Annotated in this window: 14 protein-coding genes; 12 read left to right on the forward strand and 2 right to left on the reverse strand. The window is 69.2% G+C overall.

Annotated features, from left to right (window positions below; genetic code table 11):
* Positions 1-119: 119 nt before the first annotated feature.
* The 3 genes from IA22_RS0102140 to IA22_RS0102150 all read left to right on the forward strand — a co-directional run bounded on the left by IA22_RS0102140 (position 120) and on the right by IA22_RS0102150 (position 5,418).
* Complete coding sequence (locus IA22_RS0102140; RefSeq protein ID WP_014156316.1) at positions 120-1,619, forward strand: bifunctional cytidylyltransferase/SDR family oxidoreductase; 1,500 nt, start codon at positions 120-122, stop codon at positions 1,617-1,619.
* 224 nt (positions 1,620-1,843) lie between these two features.
* Complete coding sequence (locus IA22_RS0102145; RefSeq protein ID WP_202435991.1) at positions 1,844-3,937, forward strand: hypothetical protein; 2,094 nt, start codon at positions 1,844-1,846, stop codon at positions 3,935-3,937.
* A 254-nt stretch (positions 3,938-4,191) separates the two neighbouring features.
* Positions 4,192-5,418: a glycosyltransferase family 2 protein gene (locus tag IA22_RS0102150; RefSeq protein ID WP_014156318.1), complete on the forward strand. Its 1,227-nt coding sequence runs from the start codon at positions 4,192-4,194 to the stop codon at positions 5,416-5,418.
* 26 nt (positions 5,419-5,444) lie between these two features.
* On the opposite strand, the gene IA22_RS0102155 is transcribed toward IA22_RS0102150, so the two are convergent.
* Complete coding sequence (locus IA22_RS0102155) at positions 5,445-6,869, reverse strand: polysaccharide pyruvyl transferase family protein (protein WP_014156319.1); 1,425 nt, start codon at positions 6,867-6,869, stop codon at positions 5,445-5,447.
* Between the two features lie 294 nt (positions 6,870-7,163).
* Here IA22_RS0102155 and proB point away from each other — a divergent pair, with 294 nt between their 5' ends.
* From proB to IA22_RS0102180, 5 genes are all read left to right on the forward strand, one after another.
* Complete coding sequence (gene proB / locus IA22_RS0102160; protein WP_014156320.1) at positions 7,164-8,282, forward strand: glutamate 5-kinase; 1,119 nt, start codon at positions 7,164-7,166, stop codon at positions 8,280-8,282.
* Between the two features lie 132 nt (positions 8,283-8,414).
* A complete protein-coding gene (locus IA22_RS0102165) occupies positions 8,415-8,900 on the forward strand; it encodes a hypothetical protein (protein WP_014156321.1) in 486 nt (161 codons plus the stop codon).
* A gap of 142 nt (positions 8,901-9,042) precedes the next feature.
* Positions 9,043-10,326 carry a glutamate-5-semialdehyde dehydrogenase gene (locus IA22_RS0102170; protein WP_014156322.1) on the forward strand — a complete coding sequence of 428 codons (1,284 nt, stop codon included), beginning with the start codon at positions 9,043-9,045 and terminating at the stop codon, positions 10,324-10,326.
* Between the two features lie 92 nt (positions 10,327-10,418).
* Complete coding sequence (locus tag IA22_RS0102175; RefSeq protein WP_030122585.1) at positions 10,419-11,030, forward strand: SCO2584 family spore wall biosynthesis protein; 612 nt, start codon at positions 10,419-10,421, stop codon at positions 11,028-11,030.
* 521 nt (positions 11,031-11,551) lie between these two features.
* The gene (locus IA22_RS0102180) at positions 11,552-12,670 is read left to right on the forward strand and encodes an SCO2583 family membrane protein (protein WP_030122586.1); all 1,119 of its coding nucleotides are present in this window, start codon (positions 11,552-11,554) and stop codon (positions 12,668-12,670) included.
* On the opposite strand, the gene IA22_RS0102185 is transcribed toward IA22_RS0102180, so the two are convergent.
* The gene (locus tag IA22_RS0102185) at positions 12,603-13,739 is read right to left on the reverse strand and encodes a M48 family metallopeptidase (RefSeq protein ID WP_030122587.1); all 1,137 of its coding nucleotides are present in this window, start codon (positions 13,737-13,739) and stop codon (positions 12,603-12,605) included. The genes IA22_RS0102180 and IA22_RS0102185 overlap by 68 nt on opposite strands.
* A 110-nt stretch (positions 13,740-13,849) precedes the next feature.
* Between IA22_RS0102185 and IA22_RS37020 the strand changes: the two genes are divergently transcribed.
* The 4 genes from IA22_RS37020 (at position 13,850) to IA22_RS0102205 (ending at position 16,696) form a co-directional block, all read left to right on the forward strand.
* Positions 13,850-14,002, forward strand: a complete 153-nt coding sequence (locus tag IA22_RS37020) for a hypothetical protein (protein ID WP_037659313.1) — start codon at positions 13,850-13,852, stop codon at positions 14,000-14,002.
* A gap of 84 nt (positions 14,003-14,086) precedes the next feature.
* On the forward strand, positions 14,087-14,248 hold the full coding sequence (locus IA22_RS37025; RefSeq protein WP_014156327.1) for a hypothetical protein: 162 nt from the start codon (positions 14,087-14,089) through the stop codon (positions 14,246-14,248).
* 38 nt (positions 14,249-14,286) lie between these two features.
* Complete coding sequence (gene nadD / locus IA22_RS0102200) at positions 14,287-14,904, forward strand: nicotinate-nucleotide adenylyltransferase (protein WP_014156328.1); 618 nt, start codon at positions 14,287-14,289, stop codon at positions 14,902-14,904.
* A 19-nt stretch (positions 14,905-14,923) separates the two neighbouring features.
* Positions 14,924-16,696: an LCP family protein gene (locus IA22_RS0102205; RefSeq protein ID WP_030122588.1), complete on the forward strand. Its 1,773-nt coding sequence runs from the start codon at positions 14,924-14,926 to the stop codon at positions 16,694-16,696.
* Positions 16,697-16,702: the final 6 nt, after the last annotated feature.

Consider the following 16,702-nt stretch of genomic DNA (forward strand, 5'->3'; position numbering starts at 1 on the left):
CAGGCGGTGAACGGCGGGTTTCCCAGGGGCGAGCGCAGTTAAACGTCCGCCTTGCGAGACGGTCACGGAGAGTGCGACCATCACACTGTTCCCCCCTGTCATCGCAAGGTAGGTCGTCTGTGTCTGTGCCGCCCGAAGCCAAGCCCCGGACCACAGCGGTCGTGCTCGCCGGTGGGACCGGTCAGCGTGTGGGACTCTCGATCCCCAAGCAGCTGCTGAAGATCGCCGGTAAGGCGGTCATCGAGCACACGCTGAGCATCTTCCAGAACGCCGAGAGCATCGACGATGTCATCGTGCTGATGGCACCGGGCTTCGTGCCCGACGTCGAGAAGATCGTCGCCAAGGCCGGGCTGACCAAGGTCATCAAGATCATCGAGGGCGGCAGCACCCGCAACGAGACCACCGAGCGTGCCATCGCGGCCCTCGGCGAAGGGCTCGCGGAGGGCGAGGACCGAAACGTCCTCTTCCATGACGCGGTCCGCCCGCTGCTGTCACAGCGTGTCATCGAGGACTGCGTCGACGCCCTCGGCCGCTACCAGGCGGTCGACGTCGCCATCCCGTCCGCCGACACGATCATCGTGACCAGGACCCATGGCGAGGACGGCGAGTTCATCACCGACGTCCCGGACCGTTCCCGGCTCCGCCGCGGCCAGACCCCGCAGGCGTTCAAGCTGTCCACGATCCGCAAGGCGTACGAGGTCGCGGCCGGCGACCCGAACTTCCAGGCCACCGACGACTGCTCCGTCGTCCTGCGGTACCTCCCCGACGTGCCGATCTTCGTGGTCGCGGGCGACGAGTACAACATGAAGGTGACCCAGCCGGTCGACGTCTTCATCACCGACAAGCTCTTCCAGCTGGCTTCCACGGCCGCTCCGCGCCAGGCCGACGAGGCCGCGTACCGCGAGCTGCTGTCGGGCAGGACCCTGGTGGTCTTCGGCGGTTCGTACGGCATCGGCGCCGACATCGCCACGCTGGCCGAGCAGTACGGCGCGAACGTGTACGCCCTGGGCCGCTCCACCACGGGTACGCACGTCGAGAACCCCGAGCACATCGACGACGCGCTGTCCAAGGCGTACGCCGAGACCGGCCGCGTCGACTACGTGATCAACACCGCGGGTGTGCTCCGCATCGGCAAGCTGGCCGAGACGGACAACACGACGATCCAGGAAGCGCTGAACGTCAACTACCTGGCGCCCGTGCAGATCGCCCGCGCCTCGTACAAGTACCTGGCGGAGACCCAGGGGCAGCTCCTCCTGTACACCTCCAGCAGCTACACCCGGGGCCGTGCCGAGTACAGCCTCTACTCCTCCACCAAGGCCGCGATGGTGAACCTCACCCAGGCGCTCGCCGACGAGTGGGCGGGCGAGGGCATCAGGGTCAACTGCGTGAACCCGGAGCGCACCGCGACCCCCATGCGGACCAAGGCGTTCGGCCAGGAGCCGGAGGGCTCGCTGCTCTCCTCCGAGGCCGTGGCGCGCACCTCGCTCGACGTCCTCCTGTCCGCGATGACGGGGCACGTCATCGACGTACGGCAGCAGGACCCGACCCGCGACGTCAGCGAAGCCTCCGGTTTCGAGCAGGCTCTGGCCTCCGTCCTGGACCGTCAGGAAGATGTGTAATAATTCTTGACAAATGTACTTTTACGGGCCTCCGCGTTCACTTCGGTGAACTCGGAGGCCCGAGTGCGTGAAGCCGCATCTTCACATTTCCCTCTATACGTGAAACAACCGGCACCCCCTGGAGCAGGTCCTTCGTGATTTCGACAGCCATCCGCCTGGCCCGTGTGGGCAGTCGGTCAGAATTGCTGGCAGCCATATTGATGGTGCTGGGATATCCCTGCGTGATGGTCGCGGCTCTCCTGCCCGACATCTGGCTCTTCGCGGCGGCCACGGCTGTCACCTACATCGCTGACTGGTACCTGCATCAGCGCGGCAGCTATCTGATCAACCGGCTCGGCAAGGTGCGCGCGGGGCTTTCCATCCGCTTCCTGCTGCGTCAGCTGATGGTCATCCTGCTGCTGGCGCGCCTGGACCTCGCCGAGGAACCGCTCTTCTACGCGGCGGTGGCGTGCTTCCTCGTCTTCTACGGTCTGCAGGCACCGCACGGCGCGCTGACGACGCTCATCAAGCTGCGTCGCACCCTGCCGATCGTCACCCGCAACGTGGACCTGCACGCCGTCCGTATCCCGGACGCCCCGCCGCGTTCGCTGCTGTACCGCTCCAGCGAGAAGATGCTCCACCTGGACCTTCCCGCGGTGGTCGGGGTCATCGTCGCCGCGGGCACCGGTGAGGACTACGTCGGGTACATCGGAGCCGGGGTGACGCTGCTGCTGGCCCTCGGGTACAACGCCCTGCTCGTCCCGTATCTGCGCCGGAGCCGCCGGGCACCCTCGGCCCCCGCCGTGCTGAAGGCCCTGGACACCTGGCTCGGCGAGTACCAGCCGACCGTCGTGCTCTACTTCTCCGGCTCCAACGAGTCCGCCTACCAGGGCAACATGTGGCTCGACACCATGGCAGCCGTCGAGGGCCGCCCGCTCATCGTGATGCGCGAGCGCAACCTGGTCGCGCAGCTCGCGGACACCTCCGTACCCGTGGTCTGCGTGCCCGCCGGCACCCACCTGATGAACATGAACCTCTCCACGGTCCGTGTGTGCCTGTATCCGGCCAACGTCGGCAAGAACATCCACATGCTGCGCGTCCCGACCATGAAGCACGTGTTCATCGGTCACGGCGACAGCGACAAGCTGGCCAGCGTCAACCCGTACTCCAAGGTGTACGACGAGGTGTGGACGGCCGGCCGCGCGGGCCGCGACCGCTACGCCCTGGCCGATGTCGGCATCCGTGACGAGGACATCGTCGAGGTCGGACGGCCGCAGCTGGCGCCCATCGAGAGCTGGACCGGCACCACCAGGAACCCCATCCCGACGGTGCTGTACGCCCCCACCTGGGAAGGCTGGGACGACAACCCCGGCAACACCTCGCTGCTGCTGGCCGGGGAGAACATCGTCCGCCGCCTGCTGACGGCGGACAGCCCCGTCCGGGTCATCTACAAGCCGCACCCCTTCACCGGTATCCGCAGCGCCAAGGCGAAGGCCGTCGACGCCCGGATCAAGGCCCTGGTCGCCAAGGCCGCCCAGGACCGTGCCGCGGAGTCGCGCTGGGCGCAGGAGGCCTCGGCTGCCGCTGCCGGTCAGCGCGCCGCCAAGGCGGAACTGGTGCGCATCGAGTCCCGTCTGGCGGAGCTGGCGAAGCCTGGCCGTGCGGGCGGCGACGAGTCGGAGGAGTCCAGGGTCGCACTCGCCGACCCGGCCCGCCAGGCGGAGATCGCCGCCCTGCGGACCGAGTGGAACGACGCCTACTGGCGTTCCTTCGGCTGGTGGGAGCACAAGACGGTCACCGGCGCGCGGCCCAAGCTGTACGACTGCTTCAACCAGTCCGACGCCATGGTGTCGGACATCTCCAGCGTCGTGTCCGACTTCATCGCGAGCGGCAAGCCGTACGCGGTCACGGACTCGGCGGAGCTCGGCGCCGATGAGTTCAAGCGCCAGAACACCGCGGTGCGGGCGGCCGTCATCCTCTCCAACGGTGCTCAGGAGATCGACCAGCTGCTGAGCGCGGTCGCCGACCCGGCGGCCGACTCACTGGCCGAGGCCCGTCATGAGCTGAAGACCTATCTGCTGGGTCCGGACGAGCCGACCTCCATGGAGCAGTTCGACGCGGCTGTCCGGGCACTCGCGGCCAAGGCCGAAGCCCGTAACGCGGGCGTCGCGCAGCGCGTGGGCGAGCAGCTCCCCGAGCCGCTTCCGGACCCCGAGGCCGCGTCCAGCGGTGCCGGCGACGGGTCGGCCGAGATCATCGCCGAGGTCGAGGTCGCGGTCGATCCCGACACTCCGTCCCCCGATGCGGAAATCGGTGCGGACCCCTCGGTGATCCGCTGACGTCATGAGCCGGCCGCCGGCGGGAAGCGTCGTCGTCGGCCGGCCGCGGAGCTGACCGCCGGGTGTAATCCAGCTGTCATGCACTTGTTCGAAAGACGTCCGGTTCGTGAGGCAACCCAGTGAACGGCCCGTCCGTCTCTTCCTCCGGGAGGGGAACGTGCGGGCCGTTCGGCGTGTTCGTGCATGCAGCACGTGATGTGTCGTCGTTCTATCGTTTCTCCTGATTGATACGTATATGCGTGAACCGGGGAGAGATGAGCAGCAGCACACCGGACGTGACCGTCATCATCGGCGCCTACCAGGCGATGCCGTACCTGATCCGCTGCCTGGAGTCCGTCGAGGCGCAGACGCTGCCTGCCGGGCGCATGGAGATCGTGGCCATCGATGACGGGTCGACCGACGGCACGGGGGAGTACCTGGAGGAGTTCGCGGCCCGGACCGCCATCGACATGCGTGTCGTCCGCCAGGAGAACTCCGGTGGTCCCAGCGGCCCGCGCAACCGCGGTATCGGTCTCGCCCGCGGCAGGTACGTCTTCTTCCTCGACGCGGACGACTACTTCGGTGAGGAAGCGCTGGAACGCATGGTCGCCATGGGCGACCGGGCCGGTACCGACGTGGTGCTCGGCAAGGTCGTCGGCGTCAACCGCGGCGCCGCGAAGTCGATGTGGAAGCAGACGGTCGAGCGGGCGGACCTGTACTCCTCCAACATCAAGTTCACCCTGAGCGCCCAGAAGCTGTTCCGCCGGGACCTCCTCGTGCGGCTCGGGATGACCTTCGACGAGAGCCTCAAGACCGGTGAGGACGCGCTCTTCACCATGGAGGCGTATCTGCGGGGCAACGGCGTCTCCGTCGTGGCCGACTACACCTGCTACTACCTGGTGGGCCGGGACGACGGCAAGCACGTGACCAAGAGCGGCAGTTACGTGCTGCGCTTCGACTCCGCCCGGGCGCTGACCGCGCTGATCGCCGAGCACGTGCCGCCGGGGCCGAAGCGGGACATCCTGATGGTCCGCCCGTTCGTCATCACCCTCCTCCCGCAGTTCGGGCCGGCGCTGCTGCGGCAGTCCGACGAGGTGCGGAAGAAGAAGATGGAGCTGGCGGCGCCGATCCTGCGGTCCTACTGGTCACCCGGCCTGGCCCGCCGGCTCAAGGTCAACGAGCGGCTCCGGCTGATCTGCATCGCGGAGGGCAGGCTCGACCTGCTCCTGGACGTGCTGCAGTTCATGAAGGACGAGAAGAGGCCCCGGATGGTCCGCAAGGGGCTCCGGGGCCGGCTGCACCTGGTCTACCCCCACTTCGGCGAGGGAGTGCTGCCCCTGTCGGCCTACGAACTGACCGTCCCCGAATGGATCGGCCGCAAGCGGATCGACGTGCCGGGGCCCCAGACCGCTGCTGCCTTCCTGCGGCGGCTGGCGGGCAAGGCACGCAGGACGGCACGATCGGCCGGCCTGCACATGCCGCGCCGCGCCCACAAGGTCTGAGGCGGGCGCGGCGGCGCGAGTGATGCCTACTGCTCCGGGCGCAGCAGCCTTCTGACCGGGCGCCCCACCACGCGACGGGCACGCTTGTAGGCGGAGGGCCACGTGGCGGCGCTGTCGCCCGCGTGCACCTTGATGCTGACCGGGCCGGTCTTCTTCTCGAGCTGACTGCGCAGCTTGACGTTCTGCGCGGCCAGTTCGTCCAGCCGGCTCTGCATGAAGCTGAAGCGGCTGCTCAGCTCATCGGGATCGGTGTCGGTCCACGGGCGGACGGCGGGCGGCAGGGCGAGCTTGGAGAGCTGGGCGTCGAACGCCTTCCCGCTGTCGCCGTGGTGGAAGGTGTTCTCCAGGCCGTTCTTCTCCATGAAGCCGGTGAAGCGGAGGAAGCGCTCCTTGTGGCCGTTCACCAGCTCGCCGAAGTCGGCGGCCTCGTACAGCTCGGCCGGGTCGATGTCCTTCGGCGTCTCGGAGATCTTGCGGTGCGGGATGCCGAAGTACCGGCAGAGCTCCAGGGTCCGCGAGTCGCTGCAGAGCACGGTGCTCGGTACGCCGGCCAGCAGCGCCGCGATGTTGCCGTGGATACGGGAGCCGAACGAGAAGTCGAACGCGCGTAGCTCCTCGATCCACGTGGCCGGGTCGACGTAGAGCCGGACCTTGCCCTCGCGGTACATCGGGTGGGACGGATGGGTCGGCATCGAGGTCTGGGCGCCGATCGGGTTCGACGTCTCCCGCCAGTGGAGCAGTTGGGCCTCGAGAAGGTTCTGTCCCACGAACCGGAGATGGGGATAGCGCTCGTGGGCCTGCCGGATGATGGCGTCGAGGCCGTGCGAGCGCACGGCGCTGTGCGAGCCGTTCACCGAGATGCGGGACTCCGCGGTGAGCGACTCGGCCCTCTTCTCGAGCGTGAACGTCTCGCCGTGCATGAACATCGAGGGACAGCCGATGACCTCGACGTCCTTGAAGCCCATGCTGTTCAGGTACTGCTCGGTGAACTCACCTCGCACGCCGATGGACGCGCTGCGGTTGAGCACCTCCGTGACGAACTCCCTGACCGTCGGCTCCATCGGCTTCAGACGGTCCGCGTTGTAGTTGAGGTCCGCCTGTGCGCCGACCCCCAGGACGACGACGGGGATCCGCAGCTTCTTGATCAGCTGCGTCATCCGCTTCAGGGGGCGCTCGAACGTCGGACGGAACGCGTTCGCCAGAGGTACGACGAAGACGTCGAACTCCTCGTTTATGCGGTCGGCCGCCGACGGGTCCGTACGGATGCCGTTGGAGAAGACCTCGGCCCGCGACGTCGTCAGAAGCTTGTGAGCCGCGTCACTGAAGATCAGATTGCCCGCGTTCGTCGCGAAGACATCTCTGTGGAGGGACTGTTCGAGCGAGGCCACATCGAAGGGGCTCTTGCCTGATCGGAGGAGGATGCGCCTCTGGCGGGCCGGTTCATCTGTCACCTGAAGAGGGTAGCCCGATGAATGCCCGGTGGAGATTACGTAAATGACTCCATTCGGGCGTATGTCGGCGGCCGGAGTCCACACTGCTTCTGTGTAAGGGGCCCGGCGGTGACAGCAGCTGAGACAGCGGGGTGCCCGCGTGCCCCGCTCGCGTAGATTGAGGACGACGGAGCAGGACGACGTGATGTGGGGACGGCGTACGTGTCAGGGGCAAGGAAAACTCGAGGCGCGGCAGACGGCTCCGAAGGCGCGGCCCGCACCTCCTCCGGCGCAGGCGCCGGGAGCAGGCCGGGTGTGACGGAAGCCCGCAGGATCGTCGTCAAGGTCGGGTCCTCCTCACTCACCACCGCGGCCGGAGGCCTCGACGCCGACCGGGTCGACGCCCTCGTCGACGCCCTCGCCAAGGTCAGGAGCGGCGGGGAGCGCGAGGTGGTCCTCGTCTCCAGCGGCGCCATCGCCGCCGGCCTCGCCCCCCTCGGCCTCGTCCGCCGGCCCAAGGACCTCGCTCGGCAGCAGGCCGCCGCCAGCGTCGGCCAGGGACTGCTGGTCGCCCGCTACACCGCCTCCTTCGCCCGTTACGGCGTACGGGTCGGACAGGTGCTCCTGACCTCCGACGACACCAGTCGGCGCGCCCACTACCGCAACGCGTACAGCACGCTCGACCAGCTCCTCGAGATGGGTGCGTTCCCCGTCGTCAACGAGAACGACACCGTCGCGACGGACGAGATCCGGTTCGGTGACAACGACCGGCTCGCCGCGCTCGTCGCGCATCTCGTCCATGCCGATCTCCTCGTACTGCTGTCGGACGTCGACGGCCTCTACGACGGGGATCCGAGCACACCGGGCACCTCCCGCATCGCGGAGGTGAGCGGACCGGCCGACCTGGAAGACGTCACCATCGGCAGCGCGGGGAAGGCGGGCGTCGGTACCGGGGGCATGGTCACCAAGGTCGAGGCGGCCCGGATCGCCACCGCCGCGGGCATCCCCGTGGTCCTGACCTCGGCGAGCCACGTCGCGGACGCGCTCGCGGGGCGCGACACCGGCACGTACTTCCACCGCACCGGTCGCCGCTCGGCCGACCGGCTGCTCTGGCTGGCCCACGCCTCGACCCCGCAGGGCGCCCTCACGCTCGACGACGGAGCCGTGCGCGCCGTCGTCGAGCGCCGCACCTCCCTGCTGCCTGCCGGGATCTCTGCGGTCGAGGGCGAGTTCTCCGCCGGCGACCCGGTCGAGTTGCGGGACCCCGCCGGACTGGCGGTCGCCCGGGGGCTGGTCAACTTCGACGCCAAGGAGATCCCTCAGCTGCTGGGCCGCTCCACCCGCGACCTGGCACGTGAACTGGGCCCCGCCTACGAGCGCGAAGTCGTACACAGGGACGATCTCGTCGTCCTCACGCCTCGTACGGCCCCCTGAAACGGCTGAAAGTCCAGCCTTCGGGTTGAGACCTTCACGAAAACCGCCCCACGCCCGGCCCCGGGCTGGTCAACTTTGTCAGAGGGACACAAAAAGGGGTCGGGACAGCTACACATTCACAGGAGGCCGCCGGTGAGACGAGCGCGCCCGGGGGCTTTGCCCCGCGGAACGGGCAGCCGTGCCCTGACCAGCGTCGGGGCGGGATCCGACTTCGTCGGTACCCCCACCGACCAGACCCTCGAACAGGAACCGGTGGTGACGAACGAGGAACTGATCCGCTCCAAGCTGTGGCACATCACCCTCAGTGTCTCCGGCAGCGAGACGCCCCTGAAGGAGGTCAGGCGCGGACTGGAGCAGCTGGCGCACGACCACCCCTTCCTGCTCACCAGCCGGTACGCCGACGACCACGCGGAGATCCGGTACTGGGAAGAGGCCCGGGACCTGCACGACGCCGCAGCGGTCGCTCTGCGGCTGTGGGGCGAGCACCGGTCCAGCGCACGGCTCCCGCCCTGGGAGATCGTCGGCCTGGAGGTCATCGACCGGGAGACGTACCACCTGCGGGTCGCCGAGGGGTACGGCCCTCCGCCTGCCTCCCCCGTCGGGGTCCACCCGTACTGAGCGGAGCCGTGCCTGCCGGCCGGGCGGTCCTCGTGAGGTGCCCCGACGATGCGGTCCCGTCGGGGTCCCGGGCACCGGTACGGCTGTCTCGCATCACGGGATACGTGACGGATGCCCGCAGTGTGCGCACTACCCTGCGGGCATGACCACGCTTTCGCCGTACGACAACATGTCCCCGGTCGCCCAGGCCGCCTACCGGGCACGCGCCGCCGCCGACGACATCGCGCCACTCCCGCGCGCGGCGAAGGACGACGCCCTGATGGCGGTCGCGGACGCGCTCGAGGTCCGCACCAGCGAGATCGTCGAGGCGAACGCCGAGGACGTCGCGAAGGCCCGGGCAGCCGGCACGAGCGAGTCGATCGTCGACCGGCTCACCCTGACGCCGGACCGGATCCGCGCGATCGCCGCGGACGTGCGGGACGTGGCCGCCCTGCCCGACCCGGTCGGCGAGGTGGTCCGTGGCTCCACCCTCCCCAACGGCATCGATCTGCGTCAGGTGCGGGTGCCGCTCGGAGTCGTCGGCATCATCTACGAGGCCCGGCCGAACGTGACGGTCGACGCCGCCGCGCTCTGCCTCAAGTCCGGCAACGCGGTGCTGCTGCGTGGTTCCTCGTCGGCGTACGCCTCCAACACCGCACTCGTGCGGGTGCTCCGTGACGCGGTGGGCGGGTCCGGGCTTCCGGCGGACGCCGTGCAACTCGTCCCGGGCGAGAGCCGCGACTCGGTGCGCGAACTGATGCGGGCACGCGGCCTCGTCGACGTACTCATCCCGCGCGGCGGTGCCTCCCTGATCCGCACCGTGGTGGAGGAGTCGACGGTCCCCGTCATCGAGACCGGCACCGGCAACTGCCACGTGTACGTCGACGCGCAGACCGATCTCGCCATGGCCGTCGAGATCCTGGTCAACTCCAAGGCGCAACGCCCGAGCGTGTGCAACTCCGCCGAGACCCTTCTGGTCCACAAGGACATCGCCGCGGACTTCCTGCCCCTGGCCCTGGACGCGCTGGCCGAGGCCGGGGTCACCGTGCACGGTGACGAGCGGGTGCTCGCCCTCGCCGAGGGGTCCAAGGCCACCGTCGTGGCCGCGACACCGGAGGACTGGGAGACCGAGTACCTCTCGTACGACATCGCCGCCGCTGTGGTGGAGTCCCTGGAGTCCGCCGTGGCGCACATCCGGCTCTGGTCCTCCGGCCACACCGAGGCGATCATCACCACGTCGCAGGCGGCTGCCCGCCGGTTCACCCAGTTGGTGGATTCGACGACGGTCGCCGTGAACGCGTCCACCCGCTTCACCGACGGCGGCCAGTTCGGGTTCGGCGCCGAGATCGGAATCTCCACGCAGAAGCTGCACGCCCGTGGGCCGATGGGGCTGCCCGAGCTGACGTCCACGAAGTACATCGTCACCGGCGACGGCCACATCCGTTAGAGGGACTCTTCCGGCGGGTCGGACGAGGCGGGAGGTCTCCCGACTTTGCGGGCTCCCTGCCCAAAACGCCCCGCCGAGGCTACGCTGAAGCCGTGCCGGACGACGTGGGGGGCAGGCCGTTCCCGGACGGCTGGGAGCCCGACGACGACCGCGGGGGCGCGGACGAGGACTTCGCCTCCGTGGTGTTCGACGAGGACTTCGTCCGGTCGGCCGAGATCCACGAGCCCACCGCGGTCGAGCGCCTGCTCGCCGCAGCCCAGGACCGAGCCGAGGCCGAGGCCTACAGAGCGCGTTCGGGCGGTGGGGCCCTGGACGACGACCTCTACGACGACGGCTACGGCCCCGACGGCCTGTACGGCCGGGGAAGAGGCTACGGCGGCTCGTACGACCCCGACGACCCTGACGCCGTCCACGAGGACGACGACAGCCCGTACGGACGTCACGGCGGTGCCCTGCGCCCCTACCGGTGCTCGGCGCGCTGGCACCGGCCGGTCGCCTGGCTGCTCGCCCTGCTCATGGGTATCGGGATGGTGGCGCTCGCCTTCAGCGCCGTGTACCGGGGCGCGGCCTCCCACCGTCAGGAGGAGGTGCCGTCACCGGTCACCAGCGGCGTCGGTGAGCCGGGCGCGGTCCCGTCCGCCTCGGCCGACTACTCCCGCCCCGCGGTTTCCGCTGTCCCCCGCACACCGTCAGCCGCCGAATGACCAGGGGCGCGACGGCCCCACATCCGCCGGGATGAGACCCGGCCGAACACCGGCCGAACACCGGTATCGGTGAACGCGTAGCCTGTCCCAGGTTCCTCAGCCGCGGCTGCCCTTCCGGCCGGGCGCCCTCCCCGGTCCCCGCGGCTTCCCCTTTCCGGCTGGGTGGCCTCCCCGGCCCTCCAGGGGCCGTTCTCTGCCCTGTCCGGCCCTTCCCGGCTGTTCTTCTCGTCGAGCCCGCGCCCGGGCCCGAGTCCGAGCTAGGACGAGTCTTTTCCCTCGAGGCTCCTGCCCCTCCCGGCCGCGCTCCGCCTGCGTTCTCACCTGCGAGGCGTTTACCTTGATGAGGATCGACCCAATCTGAAGGTATGACCTTGTGATCCCTCCTCCCGTCCCCGTCCCCGGGGAGAGGGCCAGCCACTTGCCCATCTGTCGACCCGTGACGGACAGGTCCGCCCGGGGCCGAGTGCCCAGGCGGATCCCGGCGCCAGCCCTCGCCGGCGGCGCGGAGATCGGGAGAAGTCATGACAGGCCGCGGAGAACCGCCGGAAGGGCCGCCCGACAACACGGGCGGGGAGGACGAGTACCGCTCACTCGTCTTCGACGAATCGTTCGTCCGCGCTGCCCGGCTGCAGGAATTCTCGGCGCAGGAGCGCATGGGCATGCATGCGCGCGCCGTACGCTCCCTCCCCGGCCGTGGCACCCGCCGGCGCCGACCGCGGGCCGGTATCGCTCTCGTGCTGCTGATCGCGCTGGCATTCGTCGCCGCGGTGTACCTCGGCTTCCGGAACCCCTACCCGACGCCCGTCGGCAGGCGCGCGGAGCCGCTGCAGACGACGGTGATCCCGCTGGCCCCGGAGGGCCGCGTACCCGGAGGAACCGCAGAGTCGCTTCTTGACGGCGGTCCGGCGGCGGCCCACGCCACCGGAGCCTCAGGCATCAACCTGCCGTCGGTCAGGCGGACCAAGAACTTCTCGGACAGCCAGGTGAGCATGGCCCTCACCACGGTCAAGGACTACCTGGTGAACTCCTCTCTCGACCCGGACGTCATCACCGGCGGGGTGGTCCGGCCGGTCGGACGCCTCCTCGACCCGGACCAGACGGCACAGTTCGACCGGAGCATGGAATCCCCGGCCGCCGACGGCCGGCACAGCGCGACCGGCTGGCTGGTGCGATTCGACCCGGCCGAAGTGGAACTCGCCGACCCCGACATCCGGGCCCACGGCACTCTCAGCTACGCGGAGGCGGGGGCGGACACCCTGGAGGTGGTGTCCGACCACACCTTCACCTACGCCCTGCGGCCCGCCGTACCCGGCCCCCACCGGGCCGACGGAGCCTCCCTCTTCACCGTGCGTCGCGTCCTGCACTTCCTGCTCGACCGGGAGGACATCAGGCTGCACAGGCTGGAGGTCCGCAGCGCCTACGTCCAGGCCGGCCCCCAGTCGTGCTCGGCCGTGACGACAGGAGCCCTGCGCCCTCTGCTCGCCGGCGGGCGAGCGGACACCCGCGGACCCGCGGGCACCGACCCCTACGCCACGGGTGTGCCGTCAGCGGCGCTCTGCGGCACTCTGGCCGTCACGTCCCCGACTCAGGCCCCTCCTCAGGGTCCGGACGCCTCCAGCTCCCCTCGGAGCCGTCCGTAGCGCCCGGGCGGCCCTTGCCCGCGTTGCCACCGCCCGCGCTCCCGCCGGCCGTGCCCGTGAACTTGTCCCGGAGCTTGCCGCCCAGGTCACCCGCACCGCCCGCGATGTCACCGACGAGCTTCATCAGCGGGTCCTTGCTGGTGCGGACCGTGTCCGCGTAGTGCGCGGCGGACTCACGGAAGGAGTCCGTCACCGACGTGTCCTTGTCCTCTCCGCGCTTCGGGTAGTGGCCGTCCAAGATGCGCTGGAAGTCCCGGCTCTCCGACCACTTCTTCAGCTCGGCCGCCCGGACCGTCGTGAACGGGTGAGTCCGGGGCAGCACGTTGAGAATCTTCAGCACCGAGTCACGGAGATCGCCGCTCTTCTCGTACTCGTCGGCCTGTGCCAGGAAGGCGTCGACGTTCATCTCGTGAAGATGGTTGCCGCCCGCGATCTTCATCAGCCCGCGCATCGAGGCACGCGGGTCCTGCCCCACCAGCAGTCCGGCCCGGTCGGCGGAGAGCTCCGACTTGCGGAACCACTCCCGCAGCGCGGTCACGATGGCCATGATCGCGACATTGCCCAGCGGGATCCAGGCCACCTTCAGCGCGAGGTTGGTGAGGAAGAGCAATATCGTGCGGTACACCGAGTGACCGGAGAGCGCATGGCCCACCTCGTGGCCGACGACCGCCCGCATCTCCTCCTCGTCGAGCAGCTCCACCAGCCCGGTCGACACGACGATGATCGGTTCGTCCAGGCCGATGCACATGGCGTTCGGCTGCGGGTTCTGCGTCACGTACATCGGAGGGACCTTCTCGAGGTCCAGGATGTAACAGGCGTCCCGCAGCATGTCGTTGAGGTGGGCGAACTGGGCGTCGCTCACCCGGACGGAGTCCGACAGGAAGAGCAGCCGCAGGCTGCGCTCGGGAAGCAGGCCGCTGAGCGCCTTGAAGACGGTGTCGAAACCGCTCAGCTTGCGCAGGGCCACCAGGGCCGAGCGGTCCGCCGGGTGCTCGTAGGCCCGTGAGGAGATGTCCGGAAATCGCCTGCGCTGCCTGCTCGGCACGCTTTCGTGACTGGTGTCGGTCATGGATGCCCCCTGTTCGTACGAGACGTTGCTCGTCCCCCTGACAAATGCCAGCGTATGTGCTGGCGCTACGGTGTGCGGGGGGCTGTGGATAACTTTGAGGAGCGCCCGGAATGCCGCATACCGCCGTCATGCTCGCCGCCGTGTCCGAGGACCAGGGACCGGGCAACACGCTTCGCGTCGTCCTGCTCGTGGCGCTTGTCGGAGCAGCCATGCTCGCCTGGTTCCTGCTGCGTGGATACCGCAACGACGACAACAACGACTGAGTCGGCGTGAGCGTGCCCGTGACGCCCGCATACGATGTGCCCGACGTCTCCCTCCTGATTCCCGATGGATAGGTCCCGCAGAAGATGAGCCTCTCGAGCACCGCGCACCAGCTGGTCACCCTCGCCTCCGAAGGCGAGCAGGGTGGTAACCACGAAAGCCTCAGCCCGTATCTCACCGGTGGCGGCGCGCTCGTCGCCCTGTTGCTCCTGCTGTGGATCACGACGCGCTTCAACCGGGACCGCTGAGTCCGAGGCGAACAGCTGTACCAGTAGGGTCTGCACGCATGGGAGAGCAGGAAGTGCCTACCGGCCGCGGCAAGCGCCGAATCGGCGTGATGGGCGGGACCTTTGACCCGATCCATCACGGACACCTGGTGGCGGCCAGTGAAGTGGCCGCCCACTTCCAGCTGGACGAAGTCGTCTTCGTCCCGACCGGGCAGCCCTGGCAGAAGAGTCACAAGCAGGTGTCCCCGGCCGAGGACCGTTACCTGATGACGGTCATCGCGACGGCGTCCAACCCGCAGTTCTCGGTCAGCCGGAGCGACATCGACCGTGGCGGACCGACGTACACGATCGACACGCTGCGGGATCTGCGCACGGCCCACGGCGACGCGGACCTCTTCTTCATCACCGGCGCCGACGCGCTGTCCCAGATCCTGACCTGGCGGGACGCCGAGGAGCTGTTCTCGCTCTCCCACTTCATCGGTGTGACCCGCCCGGGTCACCTGCTGACGGACGACGGCCTGCCCAAGGGCGGGGTCTCGCTGGTGGAGGTGCCCGCACTGGCGATCTCGTCCACGGACTGCCGCGCCAGGGTCGCGCAGGGTGAACCGGTCTGGTACCTGGTACCCGACGGCGTCGTCCGCTACATCGACAAGCGCCAGCTGTACCGCGGCGAATGAGCCACGTAGAGGGGCACCTGTGAACGACCGACAGAACCCGTACGACCCGTACCAGCAGCCGCAGATCATCGGCTACGACGAGTACGGGCAGCCGGTCTACCAGCAGCAGGGGCAGGCGCAGGACCAGTCGCACGGGCAGCAGCCGTACGACCCGTACGCCCAGCAGCAGCCCCAGCAGCAGGACGGGCAGGCACAGCAGGGCTACGGCTACGGGTACGACCCGTACGCCGGTACGCAGCAGCAGTACGACCCGTACGCCGGTGCCCAGCAGCAGTACGACCCGCACGCCGCCCAGCAGCAGGCGCAGCAGCCCACGCAGCAGGGGTACGGGTACGGCGAGGGCTACGGCGACGCCGCGTACGGCTATGACACCGGCCGGCAGCCCGCCGTAGACGACTCCACCCAGCAGTGGGCCGCGGCCCCGGCCGCCCCTGCGGCGGCCCCGCCACCGCCGATGCCGGAACAGCGGCGTGGCCCCGAACCGGCGGCCGACCCGGCCGTTCCAGGGCAGCGTCGTGCGGAGGGAGAACCCGGCACCGAGCAGTTCGCCTTCATCGAGGAGCCCGACGAGGACTCCGAAGACGTCATCGACTGGCTGAAATTCACCGAGAGCCGCAGTGAGCGGCGCGAGGAGGCGCGACGGCGCGGCCACAACCGGATGGTCGCGCTCATAGTCGTGGCGGTCCTGGTCGTCGTCGGCGGGGCGGGCTATCTCTGGTTCGCCGGGGACATCCCGGGTGTCTCGGACGCCGACGGGCGGAGCGCCACGGCGACGGGCCCGCAGAAACGCGACGTCATCGTCGTCCACCTGCACAACACCAAGAAGGGCGGCACCTCCACGGCGCTGCTCGTCGACAACGTCACCACCAAGCAGGGCACCACCGTCCTGCTCCCCAACTCGCTGGCGGTGGCAGGGGACGACGGATCCACCACCACGCTCGGCAAGTCCGTCGACGACGACGGGTCCACCGGCACCCGCGAGGCGATCGACACCCTGCTCGGCACCAGCATCAGTGGCACATGGCGGCTCGACACGCCGTACCTCGAGAACCTCGTCGAGCTCGTGGGCAACATCGAGGTGGACACCGACACGGCGGTGCCCGACTCCAAGAAGGGCGCCTCGCCGCTCGTGGAAGAGGGGGAGGGGCAGACGCTGAGCGGCCCGATGGCCGTCGCGTACGCCACCTACCAGGGCGAGGGCGAACCGGAGGCCAAGCAGCTCATGCGCTTCGGCCAGGTCATGCGCAGTGTGCTGCGCAAGCTGTCCGAGGACCCCAAGGCCGCCACCGTCACCATCGAGACACTCGCCCAGATCCTCGACCCGTCCCTGCCGGAGCAGGACCTGGGCGCTTCGCTGGCCAAGCTCGCCGGACACGCGAAGGTGGGCGACTACAAGACGGAGCTCCTCCCGGTCCAGAGCGACGGGACCTTGACGGACAAGGCCACCGCGAGCGTGGTCAAGGACGTCCTGGGAGGCAAGGTGAAGGCCCCGGAGCAGGGCGCGGCGGTGCGCGTCGGCATCAAGAACGCCACGGGGAACACGAAGGGCACCGAGTCCGCGAGGGTCAAGCTCGTCAACGGCGGCTACGCCTTCGTCGACAGCGGCAAGGCGGACACCGCGACGTCGTCGCAGGTGGTGTACGGAACCGCGGAGGACAAGGCCAAGGCGGTCGAGGTCGCCAAGACCCTGGGGCTGCCGGAGGGCTCGGTCGAGAAGGGCGAGCCGGCGGCGAACGCCGACGTGTCCGTCGTCCTCGGACAGGACTACAAGATCCCCGAGCAGACCTCGTAGGGATCC

Origin of the sequence: Kitasatospora papulosa (assembly GCF_000717245.1) — a bacterium.
In the GTDB taxonomy this organism is placed as follows: domain Bacteria; phylum Actinomycetota; class Actinomycetes; order Streptomycetales; family Streptomycetaceae; genus Streptomyces; species Streptomyces papulosus.